This window comes from Salipaludibacillus sp. CUR1 (assembly GCF_021028955.1).
Classification (GTDB): domain Bacteria; phylum Bacillota; class Bacilli; order Bacillales; family Salisediminibacteriaceae; genus Salipaludibacillus.
In genome coordinates this window covers 493248-510878 of record NZ_JAIWPE010000096.1, presented here as the reverse complement: position 1 = coordinate 510878, position 17631 = coordinate 493248, and the positions used below count along the sequence as shown (strand labels likewise).

Below are 17631 nucleotides of genomic sequence, written 5' to 3'. Positions count from 1 at the left end.
ATGATAAAACGAATGAATAATTTTCATATATTTATATTTATACATTTAAACGTATATAATATCAGCCTTGCTGTGTTTTATGTTCTTTGTCCTTATCTTCAGAAACGAAAGACATCTTTTCCCATTTTCGAGTTTTCCAGCGGCGAAGCATGAGAAGACCCCTTAACCATTCATCCATTATAAGGGCAATCCAAACACCGATAAGGCCTAAGCCAAGCCAGATACCGGCGGTGTATGAAATGGTTACAGACACTCCCCACATAGACAATATCCCTATGTAAACAGGAAATTTAACATCTCCTGCAGCTCTGAGGGAGTTGATGACAATAAGGTTAAAAGCTCTGCCGGGTTCCAATATAACGGTCAGGATTAAAAGAATACTTCCGAGTTGGATAATTTGTGTATTATCAGTAAAAATGTTTAAAATCTGTTCTCGGAATACAGCAAAAGTAAAAGCAGTAAAAGTAGAGACGCTCATACCGATCCAGAGGCTCCTTAAACAACGTTTGTAGGCTTCTTCATATCTTTTTTCACCTATTAAATGACCTACAAGGATCTGAGTCCCCTGCCCGATAGCAATAGAGAAAAGAAAAGCAAACATCATGATATTCAAAGCATAAACACGTGTTGTTAATGCTGCAGTGCCCATCGTCGCCACGAAATAGGTGATGACCATCTGTGATGTATTGTATGAAAGGTGCTCCCCTGCCGACGGAATACCTATTCTCAGTAAATCACGAAGCTCTTCTTTAGGAAATCTTCGAACAAGAAAAGCCCATGGCAAATCTCCTTTTACCCTTTTATATAATACAATAAAGAGAATGACTGTACCCAAACCGCGGCTGAAAGCCGTGCTTAAAGCAACACCGGTAGCGCCCATTGAAGGGGCTCCAAAAGCCCCGAAAATTAATATGTAATTCCCGATCACATTGACCACATTCATTCCTAAAGTGACGTACATAGCATCTTTAGTAAATCCATGGCTCTTAACAATTGCCGATAAGGTCATTAGTAATGCTTGCACAAATGCAAAACCGCCGACGATTTGTAAGTAGATTAAAGCTGTGCTCATTAATTCTTCCGGAAGGTTCATAGCGAGCAGAATTTGCCGTCCAAATAAAAATAATACGAGACTCAATCCGAAACCGAAAATGACATTTGTACATATGGAAACAACTGCAATATGAGAAGCTTTTTTATTATTATTTGCCCCCAGGTTTTGGGCAATCAGTATAGTAGTTCCCGTAGCGACAAACCCGAACATCACTATAATAACGCTCATAATCTGGTTTGACACACCTACCGCTGCTACCGCATCATCGTCGTACTGGCTAAGCATTAACGTGTCTGCGTTTCCCATCAGCATATGTAGAAGAATTTCTATAAAGATCGGCCAAGTCAGCGCAAAAAGGGTTAATTTATGACGTTTATCAGTCTGGTGGTCTTTCAATACAAACACCTGCTTCTGCTTTTAAAATTTTCTAAAAGGTTATCTTCTAATAATAAATGAGTGTATAGTAACTTTATATTCAAAAAAACGAAATGTCTTGGACAAAACCGACTTAATAGGAGGCAGAGTTATGGATACTCTTCGTACAGTCGTCCCCCCGCTTCCCGTATTTATTAAAGGAGCGAAAGGAATATTTAGAAAAGGAAAAACACACTTTCGGCGTAAGTTTCACATCTTTGATATTTTATTTGTTACTAAGGGAGCTTTATATATGAAGGAAGAAGAAAAAACGGCAGTAGTAAAAGAAGGTGAATACCTCATTTTAGCACCCTACAAAGAGCATTCAGGACAGGCACCTTGCGAAGAAGATACAGAATTTTTCTGGATCCACTTCATTCTTCCTTCTTCTTACGAACTGGTGGAAGAGGGCGAACTTGACTGGTCTCATATTGTTAAAAGGAAAAATACTTATACGGAATCAGACCTTTATGAACTTTATCTTCCTCGTTTCGGTAAATTTACACAAAAAGAACAGGCCGAAGCGATGTTTTGGAAACTTATACAGGTTAATGACACAAACGACCCCGGAGAAAAAATGAAACAGCAGACACATTTTTTTGACATTATCATTCATATACAAAAAAATGCGCTGGAATTACCTACAAGTGCACAGAAAATCGCCAGCCTCTCCATTCAGTTTATAGAGGAACATTACAGCGATCCTGCCTTTCGCGTAAAAGAAATTGCGCAGGAACTTCTTTATCATCCGGATTATGTGTCAAGGACACTGAAGAGCACCATCGGGATGACACCTGTTCAGTATTTAAATGATTACAGGCTTTCAAAAGCCAAAAAACTTTTACAGGAAGATAACAAAGACCTTCAGACTATATCAAAAGAAACGGGTTTTTCAGATGTTAGTTATTTTTCAAGAGTCTTCAGAAAAAAGGAAGGAATGACTCCCGGGCAATATAGAAGACAGGTTAATTTAACTGACAATAATAGGTAAATGTAGAATAGGACTATATTTTTCCTGACTGGTCCATGGTATAATTTAACTAGATGCAAGCGCTTGCGCGACGACGATACATGGTTCTAAAGGTCTGCGATGGTGCATGTTAAACATATAATTGGCGGGGGGACAATATGAAACAAACTAAAAAGAGAAAGATGGGAAAAGAAAGAAAATTGATTTACAGGCTATATGGGCTGACTGTTTTTATATTACTGGTTTGCATTCTCTCTGGAGGAGTAATTTATTATTACAGCCAGGATGTTCAAAACCAGAGTGGGCTCCTGGAAGAGACAGCTGCTTTTCAGCAGGATTATACTCAATTAGTCAACGGGCTGAAACAGGTGAGTTTATTAAAATACCAGCTTACCACTTCAGGTTACAACGAAGCCCATATTGAATCTGTTCAGCAGGTTTTAACTGAGACAGGGACTCTTTACTCGAGCTTGGAAAAGAGTATTGCCGGAGATGAAGAATTAGAACATTATTTTGGGTTTTTAAAAGATGTCGTGGAATCTTATGATGCCACTTACCATACTTATTTTTCAACCATTTATGTAGGAAATGAAATAGAGGAGATCCGGAACAGAGTATCTCCGGTCATTACACGTAACGAACAGTCAGTGAATAATGTTAATGAGCGCATGCAGAATTATTTGGAGGCTGAAAGAGAAGGAGCCTCTTTAGCCCTGGAGTCTTCTTTAGCCGTAACTGAAAGAGTCACAATGACAGCTCTTACAGTATTGATAATGGTTCCTCTTATATCTTTGCTTCTGTTCAGCAGAAATTTAAGCAGAGGGGTGCAAATTGTCAGAAAGCGAATTAATGAATACTCTGATGGAAACTTAAGCTATGATCATATAATTGACAGGAACGATGAGTTCGGTCAAATAGATTTAAGGCTTAAAGATATGGGCGGAAGGTTATCAGCTCTATTAAAGAAAAATGATGAAATAAGCGGAAATGTATTATCGGTAGCAAAAGAGACTTCCGAAATGTCAGTGGTTCAACTGGAAGGGATGAAGAAAATAGAAAAGACAATGGACGAGTTTGCGGGTGGCATGGAACGGCAAAGTGGTTTTACAGGGACTATTTCTGCTACCACAGAAGAAGTTTCAGCAAGTTCCCAGGAAATTCAATCTTCAATTGAATATATGAATAAGCAGATTCAGAGGATAGAAGATGCTTCAATCCAGGGGACATTATTAATGAAGGAACTGGAAGAATCCATGGAGGAACTTAAAGAAAAAACCGGAAATACGTCGGGAAGGGTTGCAGGAATGCAAGAACAGCTCGTCCACATTTCTTCATTTTTAAATGGAATTGACGATATTGCAGAGCAGACTAACCTCCTTGCAATTAATGCGTCGATAGAAGCGGCTAAAGCAGGAAAAGAAGGAAGGAGTTTTGCGGTCGTAGCTGAAGAAATTCGTAAGCTCTCACAAGGGACAAACAATTTTTCAAAGCGTACAAAAGAAGTCTTAAGCACCTTACATAAAGAATCAGAAGATGTAGCAGGCTCTTTTGAAGATTTCATATTAAACAGTGAAAGCGCCAGAGAGAGAACAGCTGCCTCTGCCAGGCTATTTAAAGAATTTTCTTTAGAAAGCGCAAAAATTTCAGGCGAACACCATGAGATCAGTGAATCAATTTCTCAAATAAATGAAGCAATTGCTGAGGTTGTTCACTCTGTATCAGAATTAGCAGACAGTGCGAACGTACTGCAAGGAAAAAGCGGGAGTGTAAACTCGATTATTTCTAATCAGACCGTGCTTCAGGAAAGACTTGCTGCTGAAACAGAGAAGCTGGAAGAGATGGCGCAGAAGCTGAAGAGTTAATAAGACACAGTTATGTAACAATTGATATAAACTTTTAATAAAAAAGGTTGTGTTTTTTGTAAAGATGATAGTATAATAAAATCATAAGATGGTGCAAACGATTTCACGGGCCTCTCGTGGAATTGTTTTATACCACTTAGTGCAAACGGTTGTCTCGATTTGCATTTCTGTTTTCCGGTAAACTTACTTTCAATAAAGTTATGATAGATCTCTTTTAAAGAGGACTCATAATTAAAGCCGATAGAGGGCAGGACAGTAAGGCGGGATATATTGAAGCCTGGTTTTGCAAGCGATTACTTAACAGGCTGAAATAGTTCAGCAGACATTTTCCGGAAGAGGCTATGCAACATTAAGGCAAACAGGTTGCACAAACAAAAACAATTTTTTATAGGGGGAAATCACATGTTTAAAGGCAAATCGTTACTGTTATCGTTAATGCTTCTGATTGTGTTGTCGATCGCTCTTGTTGCTTGTGGAAACAACAATGAAACAGACGGACCGGCAAACGATGCAAACAACGGCAATAATGCAGACGTCACTAATGATAACAATGATGCAGAAGGAAATGAAGGCGCTGCAGACGAAGATGCGCCAGAAAAGCCTGAAGAGCTCACTATGTGGGTGAATGATGAAGATGCCCAATTAGACGCTTATGAAGAAATTTCAGAACGTTTCACTGACGAGTATGGCATTGATGTTAACATTACTCCATATTCTATGCTGGATCAGACGGAAGGTATGTCTTTGGACGGACCAGCCGGACAAGGTCCTGACCTTTTCTTCCAGCCGCATGACCGTATGGGTGATATTCACCTTCAAGGTTTGGCTGCTGAACTTGAATTGACCGATGACCAGCTTGACCGCCTTTCTGAGTATAACGAAGAAGCGGTTCAGTCATTCAGCTACGAAGGGATCCAATATGGTATTCCTGCTGTAGTGGAAACTTATGCTCTTTTCCGGAACACTGATTTAGTTCCTGATGCTCCTGAAACAATGGATGAATTAATGGACGTCGCACGTGACCTGACTGACGGAAGCACTTACGGATTCTTAATGGAAGCGACTAACTTCTATTTCTCGTATCCGTTCTTAACTGCTCCTGGCGGCTATGTGTTTGCCCAGGATGAAGACGGTGTTTATGATCCTGAGGATATTGGTTTAAACAGTGATGGTGCTGTACAAGGTGCTGAAGTTATTCAGTCCTGGTTTGAAGAAGACCTCATGCCTAGCGGTATTGACGGCGATATTATGAACGGACTGTTTACAGACGGCCAGGCAGGTATGGTTGTGACAGGCCCTTGGGCGATTCCTGAGTATGAAGATGCTTTAGGAGACAGCCTTGAAATTTCTCCACTTCCTGAACAGGACGGAGAAGTATTAAGCTCTTTCTCTGGAAACAAAGGCTGGTTAGTCAATTATTATACTGAAGATCAGTACTGGGCTACTGAGCTGGCTTTATTCCTTACGAACGCTGAAAACTCTGAAACTTATTTTGAAGTAGCTGGTGAGCTTCCGGCACACACAGCTGTAGAAATTGAAGACGATTTGATGGCTCCAATTTTTGAACAGACTCAGCACGCTGAGCCAATGCCTAACATTCCTGAAATGTCTCAGGTTTGGGAGCCAATCGGTGATGCGCTTGAATTTGTTTCCCAAGGAGACGACCCGCAGGAAGTGCTTGACGAAGCAGTTGAGCAAATTCGCGAACAAATTGCGATTATGAATTAATAACCAAAAGTGAGGAGGGATTGGAGAGCTTGTATCTCCAATCCCGAATCTTTCAATCAGGAGGAAGCTATTATGGCTACAAAAAACAGTCACGACAGAGATAATAGTATAGTAAACCCGAAGCATAATCCGACTGTAGCTGCGCTGCTTTCAATTATTCCGGGGCTGGGACAGGCTTATAACAAACGTTATGGAAAAGGTGCCGCCTTATTCATTCTCTTTGCTGCTTTTGTCATTGCGATGATTGATTTCATCTCTACAGGGCTACAGGGGCTGGTGACATTAGGAGAAGTTCCTCGTGAGGATGACTCGCGTGTCTTCTTAAGTAACGGAATTCTCTCTCTTATTTTCACCGCATTCTTTTTAACTTTTTACATTTTAAACATCCAGGACGCCTTTAAAGACGCAAAGAGAATACAATTAGGCTGGAAGGTTCCTAACATCAGGGAAGGATTTAAAAATGCATGGGATACCGGTTTCCCGTATCTTTTAGTAGGACCAGGGTTATTCCTGCTTATGTTTGTAGTTGTTTTCCCATTGTTGTTTATGGTTTTCCTGGCATTTACTAACTATAACTTATATAATGCGCCGCCAAGACATCTGCTAGAGTGGGTAGGTTTCCAGAACTTTATTAACCTGTTTACAATTAACGAATGGCGTAACACATTTATAAACGTTCTGTCCTGGACTCTGATCTGGACATTTGTAGCAACCACACTGCAAATTGCTCTTGCTATGTTCCTTGCAATACTTGTTAACGATCCACGGGTTAAGTTTAAAAAGCTTATCAGGACAGTATTTATTTTACCGTGGGCGGTTCCGGCATTTGTAACTATTATTATTTTCTCAGCTATTTTTAACGATAACTTCGGAGCCATAAATCTGCAAATTATTGAGCCATTATTTAATACCAGGATCCCATGGCTTCAAGATCCTTTCTGGACGAGGGTAGCCTTAATTCTGATTCAGGTTTGGCTTGGGTTTCCGTTTGTTTACGCCTTATTTACCGGAGTCCTTCAGGGGATATCAAGTGACTGGTATGAAGCGGCTGATATCGATGGAGCGAACCGCTGGCAGAAATTCCGCAATATAACGTTCCCTCACTTAATGTTTGCCACGGCACCTTTACTGATTATGCAGTATTCGTTTAACTTTAACAATTTTAATATTATCTACCTGTTTAACCAGGGGGGACCTGCTGTCCGCGGACAGACGGCTGGCGGATCCGATATACTTATTTCATGGATTTACGGGCTAACGTTTGAAAACCAGCAGTTTAATATGGCAGCAGCCATTTCAATTATTCTAGGATTGCTCGTAGCGACATTTGCATTCTTCCAATTCCGTCGTTCACGTTCCTTTAAAGAGGAGGGGACTTTCTAATGAGTACAAAAAATCGAAAACCAATGAGCAAAAAGCGGAAAAATTTACTGGAAATGATCGGGATTTACACAATCATTGGAATTATGTTTGTTATAATCCTGTATCCTTTGTTATGGACATTAGGAGTCTCATTTAATCCAGGCAGGGGACTTTACGGTGCACAAATGATTCCTGAAAACTGGTCCCTTGTCCATTATGAATGGCTGTTTTTTGACCCGCGAAGTAACTACCTGACCTGGTATAAAAACACATTAATAGTAGCATTATCAGTGTCAGTCTTGGCAACCTTTACGGTTGGATTAACCGCCTACGCTTTTTCCAGATACAGATTTAAAGGAAGAAAAAACGGGTTATATGCTTTCCTTCTTTTACAGATGTTTCCGGTACTCATGGCGATGGTGGCATTGTATATCCTGTTAAACACTGTTGGTTTACTTGACAGTTTAGTAGGGCTTATCATAATTTATATCGGTGGAGCGATTCCTATGAACGCTTTCCTTGTAAAAGGCTACTTTGATACTCTGCCGCGTGAACTGGATGAGTCCGCTAAAATTGACGGGGCGGGCCACTTCAGAATCTTTTTCCAGATTCTGCTTCCGTTAGCTAAACCAATCTTAGCAGTTGTTGCCTTATTTAACTTTATGGCTCCGTTTATGGACTTCATTTTGCCGAGGATCGTGTTAAGGAGTCCGGAAAATTTCACTCTTGCTCTTGGCTTGTTTAATTTTGTTAATGACGAGTTTGCGAACACGTTTACACGTTTTGCAGCCGGTGCTATTTTAATTGCTGTACCAATTGCGTTAGTGTATTTGTTCCTGCAGAGATATTTAATTTCCGGTCTTGCTTCCGGAGCAACAAAAGGGTAATTCAATACGGGGATAGAGACTAGCTCTCTTTCCCGTTTCTTAATTACTGATGAGTAAAAAAAGAAATCAGGTTCTTTTTTTACTTATAAAAAACAGCATGATAGTTTATTTTAAGTTATTATATAATCAAGTTATAAACACCTTTATTTAAGTTGAGACTATTTTCAGAGATTATTTTTTAACAAGTAAGGGTTCAAACTATAAAATAATACTACAGCTGCAGTAAGTGTGGTTCATAATACTGAAGTCTGCTTTCTGAAACGTCAGAGCAGAACTTCATAACAGAAGGGAAGTAAAAGTGATGGCAGTGACAATTAAAGATGTAGCTAAAATTGCAAATGTCGCCCCTTCTACCGTATCCCGGGTGATTGCAAACAGCCCAAGAATCAGTGAGCGGACAAAAGAGAAAGTACGTGAAGCGATGAAAGAGCTTGGATATCATCCAAACTTTAACGCGCGCAGTCTGGCAAATAAAAGTACTAAAACACTCGGGTTAATTATGCCTAATTCTGCAACTAAAACGTTTCAGAACCCTTTTTTCCCTGAAGTTATTCGCGGGATAAGTACAAAAGCTCACCAGCTGGAATATGGCCTGTATCTTTCTACAGGACAATCAGATGATGAGATATTTGAAGAAGTGCAGGATATGGTGCAAGGGAAACGGGTGGACGGAATTATATTGTTATATTCTAAAGTAAACGATAAGGTCATGAATTACTTATATAACGAAAAATTTCCGTTCTCAGTGATTGGCCGGCCGTACGATCTCGAAATGAAAGAAGTAACGTATGTCAATAATGACAATTTTAAAGCCGCAAAAACAGTTACAGAGTATCTGCTATTGTTAGGTCATGAAAGAATTGCCTTTATCGGAGGGAATCTTGAAACGGTCGTGACTTTAGATCATATGGAAGGGTATAAGAAAGCATTAACTAATGCCGGTATTGAACCTAAGAAAGAATATGTCGTATTCCATGAAGAACTGCAGGAAGGCGGACAGGAAGCGGTTATTGATTTAATGAGCCTCAGTGAACGTCCGACTGCTCTGATTGTAGCTGACGATATTATGACATTTGGTGTGATGAGAATGCTGAGTGAAATGGAAGTCCGGGTACCGGATGATATTTCAATTATAAGCTTTAATAATGTTATGATTTCAGAGCTGTCCTCTCCTCCTATGACAACAGTGGATATTAACATTTTCAGCCTTGGATATGAAGCAGCCAATTGTTTAATCGAAAAGATTTTAAATCCTGAGACAAAACCTAAACATGTTATCATTCCGCATAAATTGATTAAAAGGCAAACATGCCAGCGTATTGTTAAGCGCCTTACAAAACAATGATGACATAAAAACCCTGCTGCCTGGTAAGGAAATTTTCCTTTCTAAGGGCAGCCTTTTTAATTGGTGAAATAAATTAACAGGAACACCTGACATCCTGCTTTAACATCGCAAACATGTGTTATAATTTACTCTATTGATAGATAGAAAAGAGGGAAGAGCATTGTTTCAGTCGCGTTTTTTTAATGTATTAGCAGCTATCCTGTTATTGTTTCTGATTATATTAGTCGGAACCCATATATCTTTTATATTCCGGCCTCTAGTTGTATTTTTTCAAACACTGTTTATTCCATTTTTGATAGCCGGGGTGCTCTTTTATTTACTAAGGCCGGTTGTCCATTTGTTACATAATTACAAAGTGCCGAGACCAATGGCCATTGTGGCCATTTATTTAGTGCTGATAGGGCTTATTAGTCTTCTTGTGATAGTAGTGGGACCCATTCTTCAGAGGCAGGTAACCAACCTGGTTGAAAATGCGCCGATGCTATTTGAAGAACTGAGAAGGCTTTTGATTCAGCTGGAGGATAATGAATGGGTTGCCAGGTTCCAGCAGACAGAGAATTTTTCTATAGAGGAACTTACAACTAACCTGACTAATTACCTTTATGAAGCTTTTGATTTCATAACGACGAATATTGCCGGTTTTATTGGAGTCGTGACTAATGTTATACTAATTTTTATCGTCGTTCCATTTGTGCTGTTTTATCTATTAAAAGATGGAGAAAAGGCACCTGATCAGATGCTTCGCTTCTTGCCTGAAAAACAGCAGGCTGAAGGACGCCGGATTCTTAAAGATATGGACGATAAATTAAGTTCTTATATACAGGGGCAGATCATTGTCAGTTTCTGTGTAGGTGTATTAATGTACATTGCTTTTTTAATCATTGGCATAGATTATTCTTTAATTCTTGCTCTAGTGGCGATGTTTACAAATATCGTACCGTTTGTCGGTCCGTGGATTGGGACAGTGCCTGCTGTAATTGTGGCGATTATAGATTCCCCGCTAATGGTTTTATGGGTCGTCCTGGCGATTGTTATTGTCCAGCAAATAGAGAGTAATTTAATTTCACCCCAGGTTATGGGAAGAAAACTGGCTGTGCACCCTTTGACGATCATTGTTCTCATACTTGTAGCCGGAAGGTTTGCCGGCCTGTTAGGGCTTATACTGGCAGTGCCGCTGTACGCAGTAACAAAAGTGATTTTTTCTCATATGTACCGGTTACTGCAGCTTAGAAGGAAGATTGATGTAGAACTGAATGAGAATAAAAGCTGAGGGTGAAACTATATTAATTTTAAGAGGTGATGGATATGAGTAATTTGAGGGATGGTATTAAGCAAGTTGATAAAGAAGAATTAAAAAACATTTTATCTGTTAAAGATCCAAAGCAGATAGTTATCGACGTACGAGAACCGGACGAATATGACGCCGGGCACATTCCGGGAGTTCCCCTTGCCCCTATGCATACAATTCCCAACTTAGTCGAAGGCTTTGATAACGATAAAGAATATATTTTTGTCTGCAGAAGCGGGAACCGGTCTCAAAATGTCTCATTGTTCCTGAAAGAGCAGGGAATAGAAAATGTCGTAAACTTTGATGGCGGTATGCTTGACTGGGACGGAGAAACATCGGCTGGTCCGGAGGCTGAGATTAAAAGTCCAGAGGAATTAAAAAAGTTTAAAAAGTAGATAAAATTACCTATTTTCCTTCTGCAAAACACGCAGAAGGTTTTGTTTTTTCCTTTATTGGTTATATCACAAACTAAGGCAGAAGAATTTTACGCATTTTAAACACGCTAGTAATTAAAGGAGGAAACAACATGCTTTGGACAATCGTAGGTATTATTATTTTAATGTGGTTATTAGGATTCAGTTTTGAAATAGGCGGCGGTTTAATTCACCTGCTGCTGGTTATTGCGCTTATTGTAGCGATTGTAAATTTAATTACCGGACGCAAGGCCTGACGGAATGAACTAAAGAACTGACCACCGGAAATTTAAACTAATCATCAAAAAATGAGAAAGGAAGGTGGGCAAATTGGCAAACAGATGGCTTACATCTACCCTGCTTGCTACGGCTATTGCTGCCGGAAGTTATTATTTAGGAAAAGACCAGAACAGGGAAAAATTAACCCATAACTTAAACCGCGTCAAATCTAAGCTTAAAAAAGAAACAAAAGAAGAGCATGATCCTTATTTAAAAGAAAAAGTAGGCCATTCGGATCCTCATGACGTGGAAGATAACTCGATGGTTAATGAGGGAGCGATGTATTCTGTAAATTACTACAATGAAAAGCTGAAAAGTTAAGGCGTATGAAGCCCCGGGAGTCTATCGGGGCTTCTCTTTATGTGGGAACCGAATTGTACTGCTATTTTTATTAAACCTCGAAGTTTAAAGAGAAGGAAGCCTGTTATAATGAAGGAAAATAGAATAGCAGTAAAGGAGGCAGGAGAGATGTTTCAAAAAATAAATGTATTAGAAGAAAGTAAAATTTTCACGGTGGCAGCCTTAAGCGGCCTGGTTTTAGCCATGAGTCTTAATTTATTTTTAATACCCGCAAACGTTTTTGCCAGCGGATTCACAGGTTTAGCGCAAATTTTAGCTGTATTTTTCCCTTTATCGACAGGGATTTTACTGTTTATATTAAACATTCCTGTGGCTGCCATAGGGTGGTATAAAGTAGGGAAAAAATTCACGTTATACAGTTTTGTTAATGTTGCATTTACGACTCTTTTTCTGGAGATTATTCCTGTCCAGAGTTTTTCAAACGATATTATTTTAAATTCTGTATTCGGAGGAGTTATAGGCGGAATAGGTGCAGGAGTAGTCCTTAAATGGGGAGCGTCATCTGCTGGGGTCGATATACTGGCTTTGCTTGCAGCAAAGAAAAGCGACCGGCCGCTAGGTGTTTATTTCTTCGCGATGAATGCTTTTATTGTAATGGCTTCCGGTCTTATGTTTGGCATGGAGAAAGCTTTATACACATTGCTGACTCTTTATGTTGCATCACGTATTATTGATACGATACATACCCGCCACGTTAAATTGACAGCGATGATTGTGACCAGCAAAGCGGATGAGCTTCAGGAAGCCTTTCATAAAAAGGTAACCAGAGGTGTTACAAGACTGCCCGCTAGAGGAGGCTATTCAAGAGAAGATAAAGAAATGTTAATGATTGTTATTACAAGGTATGAATTATATCTGCTAAAGCAGGTTGTTGAGGAAGTGGATCCGCAAGCCTTTACAAATATCGTTCAAACGACTGGAGTCTTCGGTATGTTCAGGAAAGATCACTAATGCTTGAAACTTTCAAGGAAAGGTAACGACTAAAAGACAAGAATTAAATGAAAGGAACGAGCATAATAAATCACTGACAGCATTTATTTGGGAGGAGGAAAAACATGGGGCGCTTTAAAAAAGCAATTATCTTCATTTTTTTAATAGTCTCATTTATGTTAACTGCTTGCGGACAGGCAAATAATAATGCTTCCAACGAAAACAGTTCGACAGGAAATGAAGGAGGAGGAACAGAGACGGTGGAAAAAGAAGGATTGACTTTTACAGCAGAGACAGAGGAAAAAAATGATTCGTTACTGATCCGGCTATCCCTGGAAAACACAAGTGACGAATCAAAAGTGGTCGAATTTTCTTCCGGTCATCAGTTTGATATTGTGATCCGTGATGAAGAAGGAACAAAGCTTTATAATTTTGCAGAAGGAAAAATGTTTACCCAGGCAATTATTACAGAAGAATTGTCACCTGGCGACTCTCTAACGTTTGAAGATGAATGGAATTACAGTGACTTAACTTTTGAATCTTTGAAAATCGGCACAAAATTAAATATTTACCAAATAGATGGACAGCCGGTGGATGAACAGCCATATCAGTTAGTTATCCCTTATGAAAACAATCGGTAAATGCTGGATCAGGCATAGGAATAAAAAAACACCCCGGATTTTAGATCGCTTCTAAAATTTGGGGTGAGATTTTGTTCATTGTGCTATTAAGTGGTGGTCGACGGCGGGGGTCAGCCCCCCCATTTATTGGAAGGTAAATAACTCAGTCAGTTCATCTTTTGACAACGTCCATATCGGTAAAGGCCGACCATCTATCACTGCTTTGTGAAGGTGGTTTTTCTCTTTAATGAGGTCGGCAATCCGTTCTTCAATTGTCCCTTTTGTAATAATTGTATGAACATTTACCGGCTTAGTCTGGCCAATCCTGTGAACACGATCGGTGGCCTGGGCTTCAACTGCAGGATTCCACCAACGGTCAAAATGCAGGACTTCCGTAGCTTCGGTAAGGTTCAGCCCGAAACCGCCGGCTCTTAAAGAAATGACCATAAAAGGGACAGTCGGAGAGTTCTGAAAGGTATTTATCATTTCTTTTCTTTCTGTTGAGCTGAGTCCCCCATGAAAGAAAGGAATGGAGAGATCCCACTCAGCTTTTGCATAAGACTGAAACAAGTATCCTATATAACGGTATTGAGTAAAGACTAATCCACGTTTCCCTTGAGCCATCCATTCTTCAATCAGCTTCACAGCTAAATCCCATTTGCCAGACCGTCCTTTCGAAAATGAACGTCCGTCTAAAGCCTTTGTCAGCTGGCCGGGATGGTTGCAGATCTGTTTTAATTTTGTCATTGTCTTAAAAAGCTGGGCTCGCTGGAATTCTTCAGACTGGTCTTCAACAGAATCGGTCCAATCTTTTGTGACAGCTTCATATAATACCATTTGCTCTTTCGTCAGACTAACAGTATGCTCTGTGATTTTTTTTTCAGGGAGCTTCCATTCCTTCAAAAATTCATTTTTAGTTCGCCTTAGCATAAAAGGACGAATGATGGCTCGAAGTTTAGTCATATTTTCTTCTTTCCTGTCTTTGTCCCTGCTTTGTAAAAAGTGTTCAGAAAACCACACCTTATCTTTTAAAAGGCCCGGATTTAAAAGATCCATCAGACTCCAGATTTCAAACGGATGATTTTCAACAGGAGTGCCTGTTAAGGCTATTTTATGCCTGGCAGACAGAGCTTTCAAAGCGTGCCGCTGTTTTGTCCGTGAATTTTTCAAATGCTGCGCTTCATCAAAAATACAGCTCGTCCATTTAACATGTTGCAGATGTGAAATATCTTTAGCTGCCACAGCATAAGAGCTTATGACAACGCGGGGGTGCGGTTGCCTGTCATTAATTAAAAGCTGCCTTCTTTCATCAGGAAGGCCTTCATATACTAAGAGATTAATATTATCAGTATGTTCTCTTATTTCTTTTATCCAGTGGTGGACAAGACTGGAAGGACAAACAATAAGAAAGGGCTCATCCAGTTTAGTGTGCGTGGCGAGTTCATCAATATAAGCGATCGTCTGCAAGGTTTTTCCGAGTCCCATGTCATCAGCCAGGCAGCAGCCAAATTTGAGTTTTTTCATAGTCAGAAGCCAATGGGCCCCTGTTTGCTGGTATGGTTTTAAAAGTTCTTTCCAATAAGAGGCTAAAACGGCATCTTTATTTTTTCTTTCAGAAAAATTAAGCAATTTCTCTGCCTGGCTGTTTAACTGCCACTCAATAAGTTCGTCCGGTACAGAGACGTCCGTTAGTGATTTTACGTCACTTTTCTGTATAAGGCTTCTTCTCAAAGCATCAAAAAAAGAGAAGGAATTATCATGAATCGTTTTATCGATCCCATCAAGAAGTTTTTCTGCCATTTCTGCATCCCATATTACCCACTGGTTATTTACTTGAAGAATGCGCTGCTGCTGATTCACTAATTTCCTGAATTCCTCTTCACTAATTTCTTTATCAGCAATTGTCAATTTCCAGGTTATATGGCTTCTTACCCACGGTGAATAAAGCTCCTGATCATCTTTATCTTCAAACATAGAAATAACAGCCTTTGCCCGGGGAAGAACTTTTCTTTTTAAAGTCTCAGGGATAAGAACCGATATACCTTGATTTTCTAACTGGGAGACCTCATTAAGTAAGAAATCTGCAAACACTTTTTGTGAGACCTCCAAATGATAACAAGATGGGTCCTTAAAAGAAAAAAACACCTGTGGATGGCTGGATTGGATAATCTGGCTTTTCAGCCATGGAACAGGGTTAGTCCGGAATGGATGTGAACCCGCCGCAATATGCTCCAGGGCAATCATATAGCCCGACTGCCACTCTTTTACAAACCATTCCATTTTCCAGCCCTGATCTGAAGAAATGGGCTTATGGATGGCAAGCTGAAGCTGGAAAGGCTCGGGTGTTTCTCCGTTCCAATATTTCAAAGCCACAGGGTAAATATTTTTTGGAAGTGAATACACCCTCTCTTTTTCTTCAAGACTATCTGTCCATTTTTTTATATGCTTGTCAGAAGTATGCTCAGCTACTCTTTTTTTGTAATTCAAATAAAGCCCCGCTAATTTTTCAGAGCTTAAAAAATACTCTTGGAGCCATTCTTCCATTACAGGCAATAAAGAAGAGGAGAGGGATTCTTCTGTGAATAGCTTTGTTCCAGTGGCCGCCTTATCCATACACGGAATTTTTAAATTGCTTAATTTATTGCTGATATGACTGGAAAACCGCCAGAGACCGTCCCTCCCAGGGTAAATATCCTCAATATTTAACCGGTCTGTCAATTCGTTTATAAAAGAAAGAAACGAGGAAAGTGAATGATGAAAGGCGTATTCCTGGTCAGTTTGGTCAAGGCCTGCAAGAAGGTGCACCTGCCCCGCAGGGATCCATACACCCGCTATATCAGTTTGCTTTTCGTTTTTTAGTTGTAACTTAATTGTCCTGATACTAAAAGCCACTCCATAAAAAGACAAAGAATGGGTATAAAATAACCGTTGTTTAATTGTCAGCAGATTAGAGGGTGTCCACTTGTATTCTTCCGTTTGGGAAAGCTTCCCGTTAAAAAGGAATATACCTTTCTCCTTACCGGTTGTCTCCGCAGCTAACATAATTTCCCCTGTCAGTGCAGGACTTTCAGCCATATTTTTTCAACTCCTCATTAAATGCTTTGTAACTGTTATATTTAGATTGTAAAAGAGACAGAAATAAAGACCAGTTTTTTTCCTGATTTAATATCAACATGTTTTCTTTAAGTCCTGACAGAAATACGAATGCCAGTTTATAATGCTTAGCTGATTTCTTTTCCACAAGGCTTTCAATCCATTGCATATAGAGTGGAAGGGTGAGCTCAGGCCTTTGTGCAGACATTTCCTGTACAAAGTTCTTTTCTTCAATACTCTGCAACAGAGGGTCAAGCCGGTGCCGTCTTAAAAGTGTAACTCCTAAATCAAACTCTTTGTGGTAAGTAAGTATTTGAAACAGTGTGCGCCTGGTAGGGGGATGGCTGATTTGAACGGTCAGACTATTAATGGCGTAAGTTCTGGCTTCTTCTTTATTTTCCGGACTGCCGATACGATTGTAGTACTCTTTATAGAGTGAGAAATGAGGCCTTGCCAGCCATCGCCTCAGCCATTGTATGTGCTGCTGTTTTTCTTCCACGGTTTTTTTTTGATTGTAACAGGGAAGTTTAACAGAAGGAAATGCCCTGTTAAATTGTTCAATAAGCGGCTGGTGCAGGTCATCCTGCTGCACATCTAAAACAGCCTGGCAGGAAAACTGCTCAACCATTTTTTGAAGGGTCTTTTCTGCCTCATGTTTTCGGAACGTATAAAAACCAAGTGTGAGCAGAAAGTTTTTCATTTCAAGAAAAATATATATAAGGAGCACTAAGTGTTTTTTCTCTGAGACCAATGGGTCGTTTATGTCCTCGCGGTCAGGGGTTATATTTTTAATCCAGTCAGTCAATTTCTCAGTAAGAGAGGCATCACTAATCCACTGATCACAGAAAGAATGTATTTCCTGCCTCAGTCTGTTGAGTTCTGTTTCAGTAAGGGAGGGTATTATACAGCTGTTAATATCTTTTTTCATAGTAATCATCCCTTCCCGCTTTTTATTCGGCTGCGTTCCAATTGTATACGGAAGCAGGAAAATGAACAAATCGTCCAATTTGATAAAAATTAAAGTCT

General features: G+C 39.8%; 15 protein-coding genes. 12 read left to right on the top strand and 3 right to left on the bottom strand.

Annotated elements, in window-relative coordinates:
- Nucleotides 1-61: 61 nt before the first annotated feature.
- Nucleotides 62-1450, bottom strand: a complete 1389-nt coding sequence (locus K8O68_RS21295; protein ID WP_230898747.1) for an MATE family efflux transporter — start codon at nt 1448-1450, stop codon at nt 62-64.
- Between the two features lie 130 nt (nt 1451-1580).
- Between K8O68_RS21295 and K8O68_RS21290 the strand changes: the two genes are divergently transcribed.
- From K8O68_RS21290 to K8O68_RS21235, 12 genes are all read left to right on the top strand, one after another.
- Nucleotides 1581-2459, top strand: coding sequence for an AraC family transcriptional regulator (locus K8O68_RS21290; protein ID WP_230898746.1), 879 nt, complete (start codon nt 1581-1583; stop codon nt 2457-2459).
- 137 nt (nt 2460-2596) lie between these two features.
- Nucleotides 2597-4300, top strand: coding sequence for a methyl-accepting chemotaxis protein (locus K8O68_RS21285; RefSeq protein ID WP_230898745.1), 1704 nt, complete (start codon nt 2597-2599; stop codon nt 4298-4300).
- A 402-nt stretch (nt 4301-4702) separates the two neighbouring features.
- Nucleotides 4703-6028, top strand: coding sequence for a sugar ABC transporter substrate-binding protein (locus K8O68_RS21280; RefSeq protein WP_230898744.1), 1326 nt, complete (start codon nt 4703-4705; stop codon nt 6026-6028).
- Nucleotides 6029-6100: 72 nt separating this feature from the next.
- On the top strand, nt 6101-7411 hold the full coding sequence (locus K8O68_RS21275) for a sugar ABC transporter permease (RefSeq protein WP_230898743.1): 1311 nt from the start codon (nt 6101-6103) through the stop codon (nt 7409-7411).
- A 23-nt stretch (nt 7412-7434) separates the two neighbouring features.
- Entirely contained in the window at nt 7435-8277 is an 843-nt protein-coding gene (locus tag K8O68_RS21270) for a sugar ABC transporter permease (RefSeq protein WP_230898771.1), read from the top strand.
- A 301-nt stretch (nt 8278-8578) separates the two neighbouring features.
- Nucleotides 8579-9622, top strand: a complete 1044-nt coding sequence (locus K8O68_RS21265; RefSeq protein WP_230898742.1) for a LacI family DNA-binding transcriptional regulator — start codon at nt 8579-8581, stop codon at nt 9620-9622.
- A 160-nt stretch (nt 9623-9782) separates the two neighbouring features.
- On the top strand, nt 9783-10892 hold the full coding sequence (locus tag K8O68_RS21260) for an AI-2E family transporter (protein WP_230898741.1): 1110 nt from the start codon (nt 9783-9785) through the stop codon (nt 10890-10892).
- Nucleotides 10893-10927: 35 nt separating this feature from the next.
- A complete protein-coding gene (locus K8O68_RS21255; RefSeq protein WP_230898740.1) occupies nt 10928-11305 on the top strand; it encodes a rhodanese-like domain-containing protein in 378 nt (125 codons plus the stop codon).
- Between the two features lie 131 nt (nt 11306-11436).
- Nucleotides 11437-11580 carry a lmo0937 family membrane protein gene (locus tag K8O68_RS21250; RefSeq protein WP_143051210.1) on the top strand — a complete coding sequence of 48 codons (144 nt, stop codon included), beginning with the start codon at nt 11437-11439 and terminating at the stop codon, nt 11578-11580.
- A gap of 73 nt (nt 11581-11653) precedes the next feature.
- A complete protein-coding gene (locus K8O68_RS21245; RefSeq protein WP_230898739.1) occupies nt 11654-11923 on the top strand; it encodes a hypothetical protein in 270 nt (89 codons plus the stop codon).
- Nucleotides 11924-12070: 147 nt separating this feature from the next.
- Nucleotides 12071-12913 (top strand): YitT family protein, encoded by an 843-nt coding sequence (locus K8O68_RS21240; RefSeq protein WP_230898738.1) that lies wholly within the window; start codon nt 12071-12073, stop codon nt 12911-12913.
- Nucleotides 12914-13017: 104 nt separating this feature from the next.
- Nucleotides 13018-13533: a BsuPI-related putative proteinase inhibitor gene (locus K8O68_RS21235; RefSeq protein WP_230898737.1), complete on the top strand. Its 516-nt coding sequence runs from the start codon at nt 13018-13020 to the stop codon at nt 13531-13533.
- A gap of 123 nt (nt 13534-13656) precedes the next feature.
- Here the strand turns inward: K8O68_RS21235 and K8O68_RS21230 are convergent, their stop codons facing one another.
- Nucleotides 13657-16587 (bottom strand): DEAD/DEAH box helicase, encoded by a 2931-nt coding sequence (locus K8O68_RS21230; RefSeq protein WP_230898736.1) that lies wholly within the window; start codon nt 16585-16587, stop codon nt 13657-13659.
- Nucleotides 16580-17533: a hypothetical protein gene (locus K8O68_RS21225; protein WP_230898735.1), complete on the bottom strand. Its 954-nt coding sequence runs from the start codon at nt 17531-17533 to the stop codon at nt 16580-16582. The genes K8O68_RS21230 and K8O68_RS21225 overlap by 8 nt, the downstream gene beginning before the upstream one ends.
- Between the last annotated feature and the right edge of the window lie 98 nt (nt 17534-17631).